18 protein-coding genes are annotated in these 16,779 nt (G+C 29.2%); 14 read left to right on the top strand and 4 right to left on the bottom strand.

Annotation, left to right across the window (positions count from 1 at the left end):
* The first annotated feature begins 127 nt into the window (after window positions 1–127).
* The 4 genes from Ccar_RS24610 to Ccar_RS24625 all read left to right on the top strand — a co-directional run bounded on the left by Ccar_RS24610 (window position 128) and on the right by Ccar_RS24625 (window position 2,455).
* Window positions 128–517 (top strand): hypothetical protein, encoded by a 390-nt coding sequence (locus Ccar_RS24610; RefSeq protein WP_007061195.1) that lies wholly within the window; start codon window positions 128–130, stop codon window positions 515–517.
* A 2-nt stretch (window positions 518–519) separates the two neighbouring features.
* Entirely contained in the window at window positions 520–723 is a 204-nt protein-coding gene (locus Ccar_RS24615) for a helix-turn-helix transcriptional regulator (RefSeq protein WP_007061194.1), read from the top strand.
* A 22-nt stretch (window positions 724–745) separates the two neighbouring features.
* Window positions 746–1,579: a CPBP family intramembrane glutamic endopeptidase gene (locus Ccar_RS24620; RefSeq protein WP_007061193.1), complete on the top strand. Its 834-nt coding sequence runs from the start codon at window positions 746–748 to the stop codon at window positions 1,577–1,579.
* A gap of 120 nt (window positions 1,580–1,699) precedes the next feature.
* Window positions 1,700–2,455, top strand: a complete 756-nt coding sequence (locus Ccar_RS24625; RefSeq protein ID WP_007061192.1) for a hypothetical protein — start codon at window positions 1,700–1,702, stop codon at window positions 2,453–2,455.
* Window positions 2,456–2,680: 225 nt separating this feature from the next.
* Here Ccar_RS24625 and Ccar_RS24630 read toward each other — a convergent pair whose 3' ends face one another.
* On the bottom strand, window positions 2,681–4,663 hold the full coding sequence (locus Ccar_RS24630) for a leucine-rich repeat domain-containing protein (RefSeq protein WP_007061191.1): 1,983 nt from the start codon (window positions 4,661–4,663) through the stop codon (window positions 2,681–2,683).
* Between the two features lie 356 nt (window positions 4,664–5,019).
* Between Ccar_RS24630 and Ccar_RS24635 the strand changes: the two genes are divergently transcribed.
* From Ccar_RS24635 to Ccar_RS24650, 5 genes are all read left to right on the top strand, one after another.
* Entirely contained in the window at window positions 5,020–5,946 is a 927-nt protein-coding gene (locus Ccar_RS24635) for an Ig-like domain-containing domain (protein WP_007061190.1), read from the top strand.
* 130 nt (window positions 5,947–6,076) lie between these two features.
* On the top strand, window positions 6,077–6,235 hold the full coding sequence (locus Ccar_RS27180) for a hypothetical protein (protein ID WP_007061189.1): 159 nt from the start codon (window positions 6,077–6,079) through the stop codon (window positions 6,233–6,235).
* 28 nt (window positions 6,236–6,263) lie between these two features.
* On the top strand, window positions 6,264–6,539 hold the full coding sequence (locus tag Ccar_RS24640) for a hypothetical protein (protein WP_007061188.1): 276 nt from the start codon (window positions 6,264–6,266) through the stop codon (window positions 6,537–6,539).
* Between the two features lie 232 nt (window positions 6,540–6,771).
* Window positions 6,772–7,308, top strand: a complete 537-nt coding sequence (locus tag Ccar_RS24645; protein WP_007061187.1) for a GNAT family N-acetyltransferase — start codon at window positions 6,772–6,774, stop codon at window positions 7,306–7,308.
* Between the two features lie 464 nt (window positions 7,309–7,772).
* The gene (locus Ccar_RS24650; protein ID WP_007061186.1) at window positions 7,773–8,141 is read left to right on the top strand and encodes a hypothetical protein; all 369 of its coding nucleotides are present in this window, start codon (window positions 7,773–7,775) and stop codon (window positions 8,139–8,141) included.
* Between the two features lie 97 nt (window positions 8,142–8,238).
* On the opposite strand, the gene Ccar_RS24655 is transcribed toward Ccar_RS24650, so the two are convergent.
* Window positions 8,239–9,726, bottom strand: coding sequence for a PucR family transcriptional regulator (locus Ccar_RS24655; RefSeq protein WP_007061185.1), 1,488 nt, complete (start codon window positions 9,724–9,726; stop codon window positions 8,239–8,241).
* Between the two features lie 690 nt (window positions 9,727–10,416).
* Here Ccar_RS24655 and Ccar_RS24660 point away from each other — a divergent pair.
* Entirely contained in the window at window positions 10,417–11,367 is a 951-nt protein-coding gene (locus Ccar_RS24660) for a sulfurtransferase (RefSeq protein ID WP_007061184.1), read from the top strand.
* Window positions 11,368–11,448: 81 nt separating this feature from the next.
* Here Ccar_RS24660 and Ccar_RS24665 read toward each other — a convergent pair whose 3' ends face one another.
* Window positions 11,449–12,561, bottom strand: coding sequence for a 4Fe-4S binding protein (locus tag Ccar_RS24665; RefSeq protein WP_007061183.1), 1,113 nt, complete (start codon window positions 12,559–12,561; stop codon window positions 11,449–11,451).
* A 343-nt stretch (window positions 12,562–12,904) separates the two neighbouring features.
* Here Ccar_RS24665 and Ccar_RS24670 point away from each other — a divergent pair, with 343 nt between their 5' ends.
* Together Ccar_RS24670 and Ccar_RS24675 are read left to right on the top strand one after the other, a co-directional pair.
* Entirely contained in the window at window positions 12,905–13,972 is a 1,068-nt protein-coding gene (locus tag Ccar_RS24670) for a linear amide C-N hydrolase (RefSeq protein ID WP_007061182.1), read from the top strand.
* Window positions 13,973–14,095: 123 nt separating this feature from the next.
* Window positions 14,096–14,317 carry a YdbC family protein gene (locus tag Ccar_RS24675; RefSeq protein WP_007061181.1) on the top strand — a complete coding sequence of 74 codons (222 nt, stop codon included), beginning with the start codon at window positions 14,096–14,098 and terminating at the stop codon, window positions 14,315–14,317.
* Between the two features lie 100 nt (window positions 14,318–14,417).
* Here the strand turns inward: Ccar_RS24675 and Ccar_RS24680 are convergent, their stop codons facing one another.
* Entirely contained in the window at window positions 14,418–14,708 is a 291-nt protein-coding gene (locus Ccar_RS24680; protein ID WP_007061180.1) for a hypothetical protein, read from the bottom strand.
* 180 nt (window positions 14,709–14,888) lie between these two features.
* On the opposite strand from Ccar_RS24680, the gene Ccar_RS24685 reads away from it, so the two are divergent.
* Both Ccar_RS24685 and Ccar_RS24690 read left to right on the top strand, forming a co-directional pair.
* The gene (locus Ccar_RS24685; protein ID WP_007061179.1) at window positions 14,889–15,272 is read left to right on the top strand and encodes a winged helix-turn-helix transcriptional regulator; all 384 of its coding nucleotides are present in this window, start codon (window positions 14,889–14,891) and stop codon (window positions 15,270–15,272) included.
* A gap of 294 nt (window positions 15,273–15,566) precedes the next feature.
* Window positions 15,567–16,691, top strand: coding sequence for a radical SAM protein (locus Ccar_RS24690; protein ID WP_007061178.1), 1,125 nt, complete (start codon window positions 15,567–15,569; stop codon window positions 16,689–16,691).
* The last annotated feature ends 88 nt before the right edge of the window (window positions 16,692–16,779 follow it).

The following is a 16,779-nucleotide window of genomic DNA, read 5'->3' on the forward strand; positions in this document are numbered from 1 at the left end:
TTTACGATGTTTTGCGGTGCAATGCAATATAAAAGTTGGAAGTAATTCACATTTATTATTGACAAGCAAAAATGCGAGTGATATATTTGTAACATAAGTTATAAATATATCACTTGGAGGAGATTTTATGGAAAAAAGGATTAGCTTAAAAGCGTGGATGATTATAAAAATTATACCTGCATTATTATTAGTTGTATTCTATTGGATGTGTGTAAGCACAAAGTATAATCCAATATACACATATTTACAATATGCTGTATTAGCATGTATGTTTGTCAGTTTGTATATGGTAAAAAACAATCGAGATATATTTGATGAATATGCAAAAGAAGTTCTTAGTAAAACAGATACTATCTGCTTTAAGTTATCCTATGTTGTTTTTGGCATTTTACTTTTGCCTTGTGTACTGATTAATACAAGTTCAATCGTTATAGGATATGGTATAGTTGGTGGATTAGCTATTCTTACTATTTTAAGGAGTATTATATTTTGTGTACTTGATGCTAGGGGGATGTAAAAATGGCAAAATTAAAAACTAAAGTAAAAGAATATAGAGAAAATGCAGGGATGAAACAAAGTGAGCTAGCTGAATTAATAGGAGTAAGACGGGAAACCATAGTTCATTTAGAAAACGGCAGATATAATCCATCACTTAAAATGGGGATGGATATTGCAAAAGCATTTCATACAACGGTAGAAGAGTTATTTGAATTTGAAGATTGATATTTAGGGGAAGGATATGAAAATGATAGATAAGATTAATTATTTGAAGGAAAAACACACATTCACATTAAGTATATTGATAGTTGTTGTTTATTTAGCTGCGCTAAGAAGTGTAAAATGGATAGCTGCATTTCCAATAACCTTTAAGGGATATGAGTTACAACTAATATCAGAATGTATTGGAATTGCTGCGGCATTAATAATAATGCATTTAGTGAAAAAAAAATACATTATTAAAGAAAAAGGTATAGGCATATTGAGAGGACTTTTTGTAGGAGGATTTTTAGTTGTTATATGCTTATTAGGAGCAGCTTCTGCTTTGGCAAATGTTCTGCATAATGGAAAGGCTAATCAATTATTGCCCTTACCACAAATTGTAATATTTATTGCTACTATGGCTGGAGTAGGAATATCTGAAGAATTTATTTTTAGAGGAACTATATTGAATCTGTTTATAGATAAATTTAATAAAACACCAAAAGGGATTTATGCTTCAATTATTACATCCAGTGCAATATTTGGAATTGCACATATAACGAACATTTTTTCTGGAGTTTCTGTTAAAAGTGCATTCATACAAGCAGTGGGAGCTGCAGTGTTAGGATCATTACTTGCTGCTATTTATTTAAGGACAAGAAATATATGGGTAGTTGCTATTCTTCATGCTTTTATGGATTTTAGTGCCTTGATAGGTTCAGGATTTTTTGGAACTAATTCAATTGCTAGCGAAATAAACAGTTATACTTGGGTAAAGTTTATAGGTTGTCTTATATATTTAATACCCGTATTTGTTTTATTAAGAAAGAAAAAGTTAGCAGAAATATTAGAGAATGAAGAACTAAAGGAATATAATTAGGAAACAGTACATCAAAGTAAATATAAAAGTAGATAAAGTATTATGAGGGAAAAGTTAAATAAATTATCATTAACTACAGAAGGATTTGTTTAACAAAAAATTAAGTAAGGAGAAGAATCAATGAAAAAAGTTAAAAAGAAACATATAATTATAGGGACTATAGCATTTATTCTAATTCTTATTGGCATATTCTTTATTCAATTTACAAGCCTTGGATATAAAATGACAGTTCCACTTCGTGGATATACACAGGTTAAGGATAATATATATATCGACAAAGATTTTAATGGAGATAGTTCCAAGGTACTGTCAATTATAGATGAAGCACATAAGCGATTAGTGACGTTCTGGGGCAACACTGAAAGTAAGCCTACAATTATCATTAGCAATAATGAGAAGGAACTTAAAAAACTGGGTTGGACAGGAAATCCAGCATTAACTACTACTGCTGTATTCTTTGGAGCACATAGTTATGTTGTAATTTCCCCCAAGGGGTTAAATGTGGATGTTACTGCTCATGAATTAACTCATGCGGAACTTCATCATAGAGTATATAATGGAAAAATATTACCTAAAACGCTTATTCCAATTTGGTTTGATGAGGGGATTGCAACACAAAATGATTATCGAGAAAATTATAGTTATGACGCTTGGGTAAAAGTAACGAACAATGGTAAGAATATTACTGATTTTTCTAAGCTTAAAAATCAAAGTCAATTCTATAATCCTAATATTGATGTTCGTAGGTATAACTACATAATTAGTAAACATGAGGTTGGAGAATGGCTTAAAACTCATAGCATTAAAGATTTGATTGCATTAATAGATGCTGTAAATGAAGGAAAATCCTTTGACAAACTATACTACACAAAATGAGCATAATGTTTTAGATATTTGCGACACAACGTTCTTGTTTGACGCAACAACTGAAAAACTGAACAATTTGGAAAAACACTGCATTATTCAAAGTTGAATTATGTGGTGTTTTTGTGTCGCAATACAAAGATTGCGTTGATGTACTGTAAACTTGATATAAATAGACTTTTAGATAAAAAAGAGCTTACAGTTTAATTTACTGCAAACCCTTATATATCAATATTTTCAGTTTTCGAAGAAATCAATGAAAACGCAATTAGGTAAAGCATTTTTTAATGATTGTTTATCAGCATCACTTACTTGAGTATGCTTTAAATTAAGCTCTCGTAAGTTAATTAAGTATTTCAATGGACTTATATCACTTATTTGATTAATGCCTAAATAAAGTCCTTGTAAATTAATTAAGTCCTTCAATGGACTTATATCACTTATTTGATTAACATTCAAAAGAAGGTCTTGTAAATTAGTTAAGTATTTCAATGGGCTTACATCACTTACTTGATTATTATTCAAATCAAGTTTTTGTAAATTAGTTAAGTATTTCAATGGACTTATATCACTTACTTGATTACTACTCAAATCAAGTTCTTGTAAATTAGTTAAGTATTTCAATGGACTTATATTACTTACTTGATTATTATTCAAATTAAGCTTTTGCAAATTAGTTAAGTCCTTCAATCCACTTATATCACTTACTTGAGTACGATCTAAATTAAGTTGTTGTAAATTAGTTAAGTTCTCTAATCCATTTATATGACTTACTTGAGTATATTGTAAACTAAGTTGTTGTAAATTAGTTAAGTTCTTTAATGCACTTGTATCACTTATTTGAGGGATATGTAAATCAAGCTTTTGTAAATTAGTTAAGTCCTTTAATGGACTTATATCACTTACTTGAGCACACCATAAATTAAGATTTTGTAAATTAGTCAAGTATTTCAATGGGCTTATATCACTTACTTGAGCACAACGTAAATTAAGCTTTTGTAAATTAGTCAAGTTCTTCAATGGACTTAGATCACTTACTTCAGTATCAGTTAAAGCAAGTATTTGTAAATTAGTTAAGTTTTCAAGTCCACTAATATCTTTTATATCCGTATGTTCATTAATAATAGAAACATCTAATTCAGTAATTTGGTTAACATCGCTTTTTAAAAGTTCTCCTGTAGGTTTGTTTATCGTAGCTCTTATTGCTTTCTCTAAATTTTTATCCTTAAATGTTACTATATTATTTGTTGCACTCATATTCCCTATAACAACATTAACATCATGATCGCTTAATACTCCAGTTCCACCTAATACATTCACATTAGTTACATTATTATTACTAATAAAACTATTTACATTACTTTGGTTACTATCTCCAACTAATATAATAGGATTCCCATTTTGACCTGCTAATGCTGAACCACTTAATGCATCTGCAAAACCTTTGTCACTAGAAATGTATACTTTACTCAAATCTAATTGTCCCTTATAGTTATTGATTAAAGCTAAATTTCTATCGTATTTGCTAGATTGATTATAGATTTTAGTAGGGTTTAAACTGCTTACCGCAGCATTAGTTAACATATCTTCTCCACCTATAACTTCTACTGCTCCCCCATTATTTTTTATATTATTTACATAATTATTGACTATATCTGGAACACTATTTTTACTAATCAATATAATAGGATATTGTAATTTATCTGCAATTGGAGCTGCTGATAATGCATCTTCATAATGTTCACCATTTACAACAAACATACCTTTACTACTTCCTAATTCTTTAGCTACATTAATAGAAGTTTCATATCTATCTTGTCCCCATATTCTCTTTACACTAATACCCATACTTTCAAGTGTATTTTCTATATGTGAACTTACCACTCCCGTACCGCCTATTATAAAAATATTTTCAACTCCAAGGCTTTGTAATTTTTCTTTTGTAGAATCAGTTAAACTATTAGCATCAGTTAAAAGAATGGGTGCATTATATTTTTTAGCTAAAGGTGATGCAGTTATTGCATCGGGAAAGTTTTGACTGTTTACTAAAACTGCATAATTCGATTTAGTCCATCCTTTAGAAACTATTGCATTGCTTGTTCCATACCTATCCTGTCCGGATAACCTATTGATATTGATATTATTTTTTGCAAATACACTACTTGAAAACAGCAAACTTGTCCCTAAAACACATGATATAAACAATAATTTAATTTTCACTTTTTATCCCCCTATTTATACAAACTTTATCATATAGGTAATTAATTCTACAGTTTTCTATAAAATCCTCCTAATAGGTTTATGTATTTAGTCCTATTAAATTAAAATTTGGTGTTTATGATAGATACACTTTTTCTTGAAAATAAGTTGATTATATCTAAAAAATCTTCAAGTTTAGATAGGCTAAAAAGACTTTCCGAATATTATACGACATAACTTTTTAAATTAGAAATGCGAATGATGCTCTTTAAAAATGGAATAATGTGGTATGAAAAATAACTAGTGTACATTTACTGGAAAACTATCTTGTTGTATAATATATGTTATTATGGATTTAATTGGAGGAGTGAATTTGTATGAATAAAATATTGAAAACAATTACATTTACACTTTTAGTAAACTTTTTTATACCTTTTAATATTAGTGCTAAAGAGTTAACAAAAGAACTTAACGTATCATGTAATAGACCCTGGAGTATAGAATTTAATGAAAAGATTGATCCTAGTACATTAAATGGAAACATAATTATAACGGATAGCAAAGGAAAACAACTTAAGACCAGTATAAATCTAGATGATAGTAAAAGAATAGTTATAGTAACGCCAGAAGATAAATATGATACGCATTATATGTATACCCTGTCTGTAAATAAAAATGTTAAGTCAGATAGAGGACAATCTTTGCAAGAGGAAACCACTAAAAAATTTACAATAATGAATGTTAAGGATTATAATATTGATGCTATAAAAAATGAAGCTAATGAGAGTTTTAAAGGTGCTAATCAATGTATTGATTTTAGCAAGAGCGACTGGGGATTAGAAAGTTATGAAAAAGTAGCTGATATGTATATGGACAAGGGATTTGAATATTATCATTTTTCACCAGCAATTCTATATGAAGAAAATCCAAGCCTGGATAATATATATAATATTATTTATAGCACCAATCAAATTATTTTTTTTAATAAGATAAATGGAAAAAATATTTGCAGCGCAATTGTACAGTATTCTAGTGAAAATAAATGGGAAACAGTAAGTGTATCAAGTTCAAATTTTTATAACGATATAATCACTGCAGAAAAAAAGTACTCTTTGAAAGATGGCGATTTTAAATTAGTATATTATGAATTTGGACATATTATAGGTCTACTAGTTACTAATAGTACTGAGCCTTATTTTATTAACCTTGTAGATAACTGGGTAGTTAAGGCTAATAAGTTTGAAAAAGTCGATATAAAAAAAGTGGCAGAAGACTATAGGAAATATGTTAAGGATGAGCATTGATATAACTTGAATAAAATTACTTTAACAAGATTAAAAATGAAAGTAGAACAGATTAATGAAACACCGTATTATTCAATTGAATATAATGATATAATTACCAATAAATAGAATGATATATGGGGGGATAATTATGTTTGGTATGATGTCGATGATGATGCTTTTTATTAATCTAATAATTATTTTAACTTTATTAGGTATTGGAATTTATGGATTTATATTGTTTGTAAAACTTGCTAACAGAGGGATTAAAGCACTTGATATTTATATAAATGAAAAGACAAATAAGTAATATATTATGAATTTGAAGGGGAGATTTAATGAGTAAAAATGCAAAATTACTTTATTGCATTTTGGGGAGTGCTATACTTGCTTTATCATCTAATCCTATATTTGAATATGCTAAGCTTGGAATGTTCCCGGATGGTTATGGAAATCATTTATTTGCAGTGTTAATAGTTAGAATTACTAATATCATATCATTAGCTGGATTTATATTATTAATGGTATTTTCTATTATGTTAATTATAAGAAACATAAATTTCAAAGATAAATATAGAAACATATTAGTTAGCAATATTTTTTACTTAAAGTAAAAACAGAAAAAACGAATAATTTACATGAACACTGTATTATTCAAAGTTGAATTTTATGGTGTTTTTTATGTTGTAGTCAAATACCTATCTGAAGCTCTTGAAAAATATGATATAATTTTATAGTGTTTAATTTACTATAAAGTTATATATAAATCGATACTGTTAGGAGAAAAAATATATGATGAATTTTGGAAGGGTAAAAACTAGACATATTTATTAGGAGGAAATAGAAATGGAGTTTGTAAGAATAAATTCTAATGATAATAATTATTTTGATGATGTAATGAATATATATAAAGTAAGTTTTCCTATATTTGAGCAAAGAATTATAAAAAATCAAATAGATGTCTTAAAAGATGGTAAATATAATTTCATGGCTGTTTATGAAAATAATGAATTAGTTGGAATATTATTATATTGGGATTTAGATAACTGTAAATATATTGAGCACTTAGCAATATCCCCTAGTTTAAGAGGGAAAAGCTATGGCTCTAGAATTTTAAAAGATTTTTGTGAAAATAATGGAAATATAATTTTAGAAATAGACCCACCAGTAGATGATATATCAATTAAAAGATTAAAATTTTATTCTAACTTAGGATTTAAGTTACAAGAATTTGAACATATTCATCCACCATATAGAAAAGAGTATAAAGGTCATAAATTAAAGATTATGAGTTTTAATAGAAATCTAGCTGAGGATGAATATAATAAATTTAACGTATTCTTAAAAGAAAGAATTATGAAATATTCAGAGAATAATAATTAAATACTATTGCTTTATATTTATAAATTAGTTCATAATTTTCTTTTTTTAATGACTTAACCATAAAAACAAATAGATTACTGAAACACTGCATTATTCATAAATGAATTTTGGAGTGTTTTTTGCGTCGCAATACAAAGATAAAGTGTACTTATTATAAATTTTAAATTTTCTTGCGATTAATTAATAACTTAAAAGAAATTATATTATTGAGGTTTATTTATTAAAGTTAAGGAAGCAAGAAAAGGTAAAATCTTTACCAAAGAAGGTGCAAGAAACTATTCAAGATAAACACCGAATATAAGGTGGATGAGAATAAATATTAAGATGATAGATGATCACACTGCAAAGTGTAGTGTTTTTATAAAAAAAAATCAATGAATTACGGATATTAAGAATGCAAATGACATAGTACAATATATTTATAGATGCGAAATAAACACATAAATTTAAAGGAGGAGTACAAAATGCCAATTATTAACATTAAAACTTTGAAACTTCAGCAAGATAAAAAAAATCTTATAGCTGAAAGAATCTACGAAAGTACCTGTAATATCACTGCAATTCCAGATATAGAAATATATTTTAACGAATACGATACTTACTACATTCGCGGGAAGCTGTATGATAATGAAAATCCAGTGATAACTGTAGAAATTCAAGGACCTGCAATAGAAAAAGAAAAAATATCAGAACTCTCTAAAGCTATAAATGAAGTGATCCTTAATACTATAGAAAATCCAAATTTGAAAGTTAACTATTTTGCTTATCATTTTCTTGGAGCAGATAACTTTGCAATTAATGGTAAGTTGCTTTCAGAATTATTAAAAGAGTAAATGCCATAATACGTGCATTAACAGGGTATCTAACCCTGTTTTTTTTCTTGTCTAAAAATAGATTAAAGGGCTAATGTTTATGTTATCATAAAGCTTTCTAATTCATGATTTCTAAAGCAATCATAAGATATAGGCACTCGCGTGAATCTTCAAAATCAATGCCAATAAAGTTTTTAATTCTACTTAAGCGCTCTATGAAAGTTGTTCTGTGAATATATAATTTTTTTGCTGCATGTGTTACATTAAATTTCTGTTCAAAATAAGTTTTCAAGGTTAATACATATTGTGTATTATGTACTTTATCATATTCATTCATTTGAATAAGACCACTTGGGCATAGAGATTCTGGAATAAGATTTTGGTAAGAGTTTTTAAGCATATACTGTAAACAATAATCTTCAAAATTATAAAAATACAAGTTAGAATCTGCACTCTTACCAATTTCCAGCGCAGAAAAAGCTTGAATATAATAATTTCTCACATTATTTATATTGTTAAATTCTCGACTTTTCCCTCCCTTGAGGTTACTATTCTGTAAAAGTAACCTTAAGTTTGCTTCAGTAGTTTTAGGATCATCTATTAATGAAAGATTTATAACTGTAGTTATACTACTGTTATATTCAAATACAATTGCAGCAGAAGTAAATAAATTTTCTATCTGAGAGCATTGATATTTAACCATGTTATAACGAAGCTCCACTTCAGTTAGCTCAATATAGCAAACATAATAAGTGTGATCTATTTTCCAATTAAGTGACATAAGTGCTTTTTCAAAATCCCGATCAGAAATGTGTTGATTGTTTAGGTATTGTTTTATAAAGTACTCTAATGAAGAATAGGAGTTTTCGCTGCGCATTAAATTTTGATCATAACTAAGCAATACATAATTTGACATATATTGTAATAGAGCCGAGTCACTAGTTCGAAAATGGATATTAGATTCCATAATTGATATAAAGATAACAAATTTGCCCTGTGATTTAACTACAATGGAAAGATGTCTGTAATCATGATATGAAATAGTTGGTACACCACTTTGCCACATTTCTTCATAATCTTTATTACATTTTAAGTTGTTTATGCACCTTTCAGGAATATAGTTATATTTGATATTCAGTGGATTGTTATGTGATTCAGCTAGGATTAGGTAATTTGCGTCGCTAAAATAAATTGGATTTTGGAAAATTGCATCGGATACATCAATGATATCTTGTAAATCTGAATAAGAGTTAATACATTGCTGCATACGTTGATCCCATACATCATATCTATCATATATGTTTTGTACCATGTTAAAAAGTGAAAGAACATTGATGTTATCTGAAACACAAAGTATTGAAAAGTTCTGCATAAAATATTCTTCTGGAGGTTTTCCGACACAGATAAGGCAACTGGCTGATTCGGCTATAATCGAATCTGATAAAGTTAATGCCGAAGCAATATATAAATGGCTGCTTAGTAATACCTTTTGATCTATATAGTGTTCAGGACGATTTAAATTCAACTCATTAGAAAAATCATTACATTTGGAACAAGTAATATAATCTGAAAGTTGTTCCGAAAGTATACTAATGCCTAATTTCATAAGTTATATCACCTCTTTGATTATTTGCACTACAAAGTGTAGCATTTTTATATAAAAAAAACAATATTTTTCGGATATTAATGTTAAAAATATCATTAAACAACAGCCTAAAGTTGATCAACTCAAGTTAGAAGAGAACTCAAAGGAAGTTATCTATAGAGATGTGGTTATTTAATTACGTTAGAGGTTATAGTACATTCTTTTGTTGGACCAGTTAACACTGTTGGTGATGATAGAATTATGATTGAAATTTGATACGTAATTTGAAAACTATGCTACATAACTATAGAAATTACATGAACACTGTATTATTCAATTTTGAATTCTGCAGTGTTTTTTGTCGCAAGCAAAAATAATAATTGGTTAAGAGGCAATCCTTGTATATTAAAGGAACTACTTTAAAAAAACAGCAGTTGGATATGGTATAAATTACAGAAAGGCTATTAGCTTGAGAAAAGAAGCACTTAGAAAGTAGAGAAAATACTTTATGAGTAATTTGAAAGTTTTCAACACTTCTAGAAAAAATAGACCTGATAAAAGCTCTCCAAAAATGGGTTTAAATTAGAACTAAAAAGGTATTTTACTATTGGCAATTCTTATATTACTTAATATCTCTATTAGTAATACAAATAAGAAAAAAATGATGATTATGGTATAATTATTGATGAAAACAAAGGGAGGGGGATTAAAATGAAAAAATTACTATCATTAATAGCTTCTATAGTTTTAGTGTCTTCACTTGCATTAGTTGGATGCTCACAAAAGCAAGCTGCTGTATCACAAGAAAGTTCTAAACCTGCAGAAGGTGCTGCTAAATATGTTAATAATGATTTATTTGTTAGTGCAGATTGGGTGAAAGATAACATTGATAAAGGTATAGTAATACTTGATGCAAGGGATCCAAAAGCTTATATTATAAATCATATTCCAAATTCTATTAATGTAAAATGGCAACCGTTTACAGACATGGAGAATAAAAAACCTGGTGATAAAGGCTTTGGAAATTTACTTGAACCATCAAAACTTGCAGATGTTATAGGCAAATTAGGAATTGATGGCACAAAAACTGTAGTTGTTTACGGTGCACCTCCAACAGGGTGGGCAGAAGATGGAAGAATTGCCTGGACACTTAAGTCTGCTGGTATTAAAAATGTAAAAATGTTAAATGGCGGATGGAATGCTTGGAAGAGTAAAAAATATCCATCAGATAGAAAAGTACCAACACCTAAAGCTGTAGCATTTAAAATTTCAGCAATGGATGAAAGTATAAATGTTACAACTGACTACATAAATAAAAATATAGATAAAATAAAAATAATAGATGCTAGAGAAGTTGATGAGTATAATGGAGCTGTTAAATATGGCGAAGCTAGAGGCGGACATTTGCCTAAAGCTATAAATATAACTTGGACACAATTTTATAACAGTGATGGTACATTAAAAAGTCAAAAGGATATAGAAACATTGTTATCTTCAAAAGGAATCAATAAGGATGATGAAATAGTTTCATACTGTACAAAAGGAATAAGATCAGCAGATGTTACATTAATATTAAAAATAGCTGGATATGAAAAAGCAAAAAATTATGATGGATCATACTATGAATGGGCAGGAAATAAAGATTTATCTGTAGAAAAATAAGTTAATAATGAAACAGAATGAGGAGCTACCATATGGTAGCTCCTATTATTTTCTCCTACGGAGTAGTTAGTTCGAAATCTTTTACTTTAAGCTTTCTTTAGCTGTTTCAAATTCAAAGCCTGGTACAAGGTTCTTAACATCTTTTAATTTAGTATCTTTTGGTACTGTAGTAGGTATATTTAACTTTTTATATAATTCACCTATATCCATTTTTGAAGCTGTGGCAGCATCTTGAATGGTCATATAACCTTTAATTTCTTCTGGGTTAAGAGTTGTAGAAGAGGTTATAGGTGCTGGGGTTGTCTCATATACATTTGTCATCTTAGTAATTGCAATGCCGCCAAAGAATATTGAAACTACAATAATTATAACCACTAAAGGTGCAATTTTTTTACCTAAGAATTTAAATTTAAGTGTATCCTTTATTGGACAAGATAATATACAGCTTTGGCAATTTAGGCATTCAGCAGATTTAATTGTTTTCATCTCAGAAACCTTAATATTAGCAGGACAATTTTTAGTACATAATCCACAATTTACACAGGTATTTTCATCTCTAGTAATTTTTCCAGGGCTTACTTTTGATACTATTCCATAAAAGGCACCCATAGGGCAAAGGTATTTACAGAAAAATCTATCATATAATATTGAGCCAATAATAGTAACTAATAATAATATAGAGCCCATTGGGAATTCTTCTATAAGGGGAGTTAGGCCTTCACCTGCATGTCCATAAGCAGCCCATGGATCATAAGGAGACATCCATAATCCTGCAGTTTTCCATCCATAGTATACTGTTACAAAGAGAACAACATATTTTAAGTATCTTAGAGGATTGTCTATTTTTTTAGGTAATTCAAATCTTTTCTTAAAAAGCTTTTTACCGAGTTTGCCAAAAATTTCTTGAATGGTTCCAAATGGACAAATCAGACCGCAAAAGCTTCTTCTAAAGATAAGTGCAAGGATTAATGTTAGCCCAAGCAGGATGAAGGTACCAGAAAAAATTTTTTTAATAAAGGTGCCGCTAAAGAGTAAACTATACAAGGATTCTAATGCACCATAAGGACATAATGCATGGATTGAGGCGTAATCTTTACCACCAATATTAGCATGTAAGTAGGATTGTATAGTAACAAAAATAAGAACAGCAGCTAATATTACATAACGAAGGCTTTTAACTAAGTTATTTTTCATAATTTCACTCCTTTTTATAATTTGGATCATACTGCATATTAACTTCTTCCTCGTTTACAATTTCATTATAGCAACGCTATTATCTGAATTTGTGAAATAATTGTGGACTTTATATGTTTTCTAAATTATGATGGAAATTTGAAAATAATGTGACGTAACTACCGAGAAAGGAAATGCGGATAATGGTCTCTAAATACTGAACAATTCCTTGAAAAAATAGTATGAAACGATTGAAATGACTATAGGTCATATGGAGCAAGTTGGTTATACATGATATAATTACAAGTGATTAAAACAGAATAGCAAGGAAAGGTAAAACAAGTGTTATTAAGAGGACTACTAAATGATAAAGAGGAATATAGGTAAAAAAATAGTTATTGGTATACTATGTTTTATTTTATTTATTGTGGTGATAGCATTAGTATTATTTTCTAATGAGTTAAAAAGTCTGGCTTCATTAAAAGTTATTGATAATTATCCAATGTATGAAATGACTTACTATGGGGATTATGGGTTTGATGAATTTTTAAAAGTTGGAGCAAAAAGTGATAGGGACATTGAAAAATTTGTCACGAAGAGATTACTAAAAGGAATACCCATAAATATAAATGTAACTGGAGCTGGCTGCACGGCATTTGTTACAAAAGATGATAAGGGAGATACCATTTTTGCAAGAAATTTTGATTTTACATACTCACCATCGTTGCAATTATGGACAAAGCCTAAAAACGGGTATGCTTCTGTGTCAACTGTTAATTTATCTTTTGCAGGGTATTCAAAAGACAATTTGCCAACTCCTACAAAAATAAATAGTTTTTTAACATTGGCGGCACCATATCTGCCATTTGACGGTATGAATGAAAAGGGTGTTTCTATAGCACTGCTTGCGGTTCCTGAAGTTCATATGGGCAAAGATAAAAATAAAGTAACGTTAAATACCACCACTGCAATTAGACTTGTGCTGGATAAGGCTGCAACAGTGACTGAGGCAGTTGAACTATTACGTAAATATAATATATATTTCTCAGGAAATGTTAAATGCCATTACTTAATTGCAGATGCAACTGGCAAATCGGTTATTGTTGAGTATTGGGATGGAGGATTACAGGTTGTTAAAGCAGATAAATCGTATCAGATTGCATCAAATTTTATTGCATATAATAGACTAAATATTGGTGAAGGCTATAGTGAATTTGATAGATATAATGCAGCCAAAAATGTCATTGAAGAGAATAATGGAAAGTTGACAAGAGATCAAACTATAGACTTGCTTGCACAAATTGGCGTGCATGGGTCTAATGGGGAAGATAAATTGCAGTGGTCAGTTGTTTATAACCTAACTGATTTAAAAGGGTATAATTTTGTACATAGGAATAAGAAAAATGTAAAAGAATTTTCTATAAAAAAATGAAAGTAATCTATAATCATGATGATGTATAATTTTCTTATTTAACGCAATAACTAAAAAAATAATAAAGTAATCTTAAGAAGAAAATGAATAAAAAAATATTTAATAAATTATGGAGGCAGAGGTATGGCAAATATAAAATATGAAATAAAAGAAAATATAGGAGCTCTTTCAGAATCACCAAAAGGATGGAATAAAGAATTAAATCTTATAAGTTGGAATGATAAAGAACCTAAATTTGATATTAGAGATTGGTCACCTGAACATGAAAAGATGGGTAAGGGAGTAACTTTAACAAATGATGAATTAAAAAAATTAAGGGATATTTTGAATGATATGAAGCTATAGAATAATTAGGTAAATAAGATTATGTTACTGGGTAAAAAATACCAAAATAATATATTAGTTATGCATATGTAAAAATAATTTTTACATATGCATTTTTTTATTAAGCTGCGCTGTAGATTTTTACTTCTGGGTCTGCATTCCACAGAGGTTGTAATCCTACAAAGACATCATTTTTGAACATTTCACTTTCTAAGTAGGCCTTTGCGTGTTCAATGTTGTCGAAGCCATGAAGAACTTGAACATCTTCATCACGAATTAAAAGATCTTTTGTTAATGCACCTTCGATTGTTTCAAGAAATGGTTTTCTATAATCTGTATAGACCTTTGCAGCAGCTTGACGATTGTTGTTGTTGATTTTCATTGTGATTTCCAAATAAGCATTTACTTTCATGAAAATACCTCCTGAATAATTTTTAGTAGCTCTTATTGATGAGCTCCTATGAATTATAACAAGATGACTTGGAAAACAGAATATATTAGCAAGTTTATGAGTTACTAATAAATTTCATAGTAACTTTTATTCTAGAAAGAATTGTCATATACTATAGTTAAAAAATTAAGGAGAAAGCCAATGTATAAACCTAAATTAGAAAAAGATATTCGTTGTCCGCTGGAGTACGGATTAACTGTTTTTGGTGGTAAGTGGAAATCAAGAATAATATGCGTTTTAGCTGAAAGGGAAACTTTGAGATACAGTTCTATTCGGAGTGAAATGACAAATATAACAGATGCTGTACTAGCTGCAACATTGAAGGAATTGGTTACAGATGAAATCATAAAAAGACAGTCTTATGATGAAATACCTCCAAGAGTTGAGTATTCATTGACTTTGAAAGGTCAGTCTGTAGTTCCAATTCTGCAAAGTATTTGTAAATGGTCTGGTGCTTATCATATTGAGGATAACGAAAATACACTTGCTCAATGCCAAAAGTGTGATTATAATGTGAGCATGTAATTCAATGTAGAATGAGAACAAACTATAACTCTTCCTTCCATCAGAATAAAAGCTAGTCCATAGTATCATTTAAGTACCAAATATAATTGGAATGTAATGGCTTTAGGATATATAAAAATATAGTTTGATATAAAAAAGTATGCTATAATGATGTTAAGATATACACGTTGTATGTGGATACTATAAAAACACATATAGATAAAAGTTAGTAATGTCAATGGTTTAAAGCCCTTGGATGTACACACATTCGAGGGCCTTCGTGTGTGGGAACATATAAATAGAGGAGGATACATTATGAAAATTTCAAAGAAAGATGCGCTGCAGTGGTTTGAGTTTTTTTCCATGTTACCAGAGGATGAGGAACTTATGGTAAAACAACAAGAAATCATTTATGCTGCCTTTGCACAAATTGAGGAAGCAATTGAACATAGAAATAATATGTTAATGTCAGAAATTAAAGGTTTAAAAACTTTGGATAATAGAACTTTTTTCGTGGGAAACGAAAGCAAGTTCTCTCAAGGGTGTCGTTCTTGTCTTTTGGGAACTGGCTTGAGTGCAATTAGGAAAACCAACAAGTGTAATATAGAGTGTAAGTTCTGTTACAATTATGGAGATTTAGAAAATATTCCTCCTATTGGTGAAGGTATGTGGGAAATTGGAGATACAAAATTTTATGAGAAGGATATAGATTTACTTCTTTCCATACACAAAAAGCCTACTGGTATTTCATATGTTTATTTAGAGCCATTTATGGAGATTGAAAAATATTATTCCATCATAAGGAAATTTAGGGATGCACAAATTCATCAACATCTATATACAAATGGTATTTTGGCTACAGAAGAAACGTTGAAAGCATTAGCTGAAGCTGGTCTTGATGAGATACGTTTCAACCTTGGAGCATCTAATTGCTCAGACAAAGTTATTCAAAACATTGGAATAGCCAAAAAATATATTAAAACTGTAGGTATTGAAACTCCAATGACTCCTGAATTTTTTGAAGCATTTTTTAAGAAAAAGCAAGCAATCTTAGATACAAAGCTTGATTTTATAAACTGTGCAGAATTACATTTAAATCAGAATAACATAGACAATTATTATGGGGAAAACATGTACAGCTGTAGACATGGCTATATTTCTCCAATTTGGAGCAGGGAATTAACTCTTAAATTCATGAAAATAGCCGATGAAGAAAATTGGGATTTAGCAGTTCATGATTGCTCAAACCATACAAAGTTTGCTAGAGATTTGAATTTGAGTAGCAAAGAGGGTAAGTGGTTTGGAGCCAGTGATTATGCTTGTGAGTTTTCCAAAATTCCATATGAAGCATTTTTACCAATACTTCGTGACGACAATTTTAAATTTTTAAGTGAAGAAGAATTACCTGAAGGCTATAAGCCAGGAGAGTTGATTTTTTAGAGAATCCTAGAGCCCTTGAGTGTATACACTTGAGGGCTTTTAAGTATGTTTAGAATAGATCAGGAACAGATGATATTTACTGTTTTAA

Origin of the sequence: Clostridium carboxidivorans P7 (assembly GCF_001038625.1) — a bacterium.
Taxonomy (GTDB): Bacteria; Bacillota; Clostridia; order Clostridiales; family Clostridiaceae; genus Clostridium_AM; species Clostridium_AM carboxidivorans.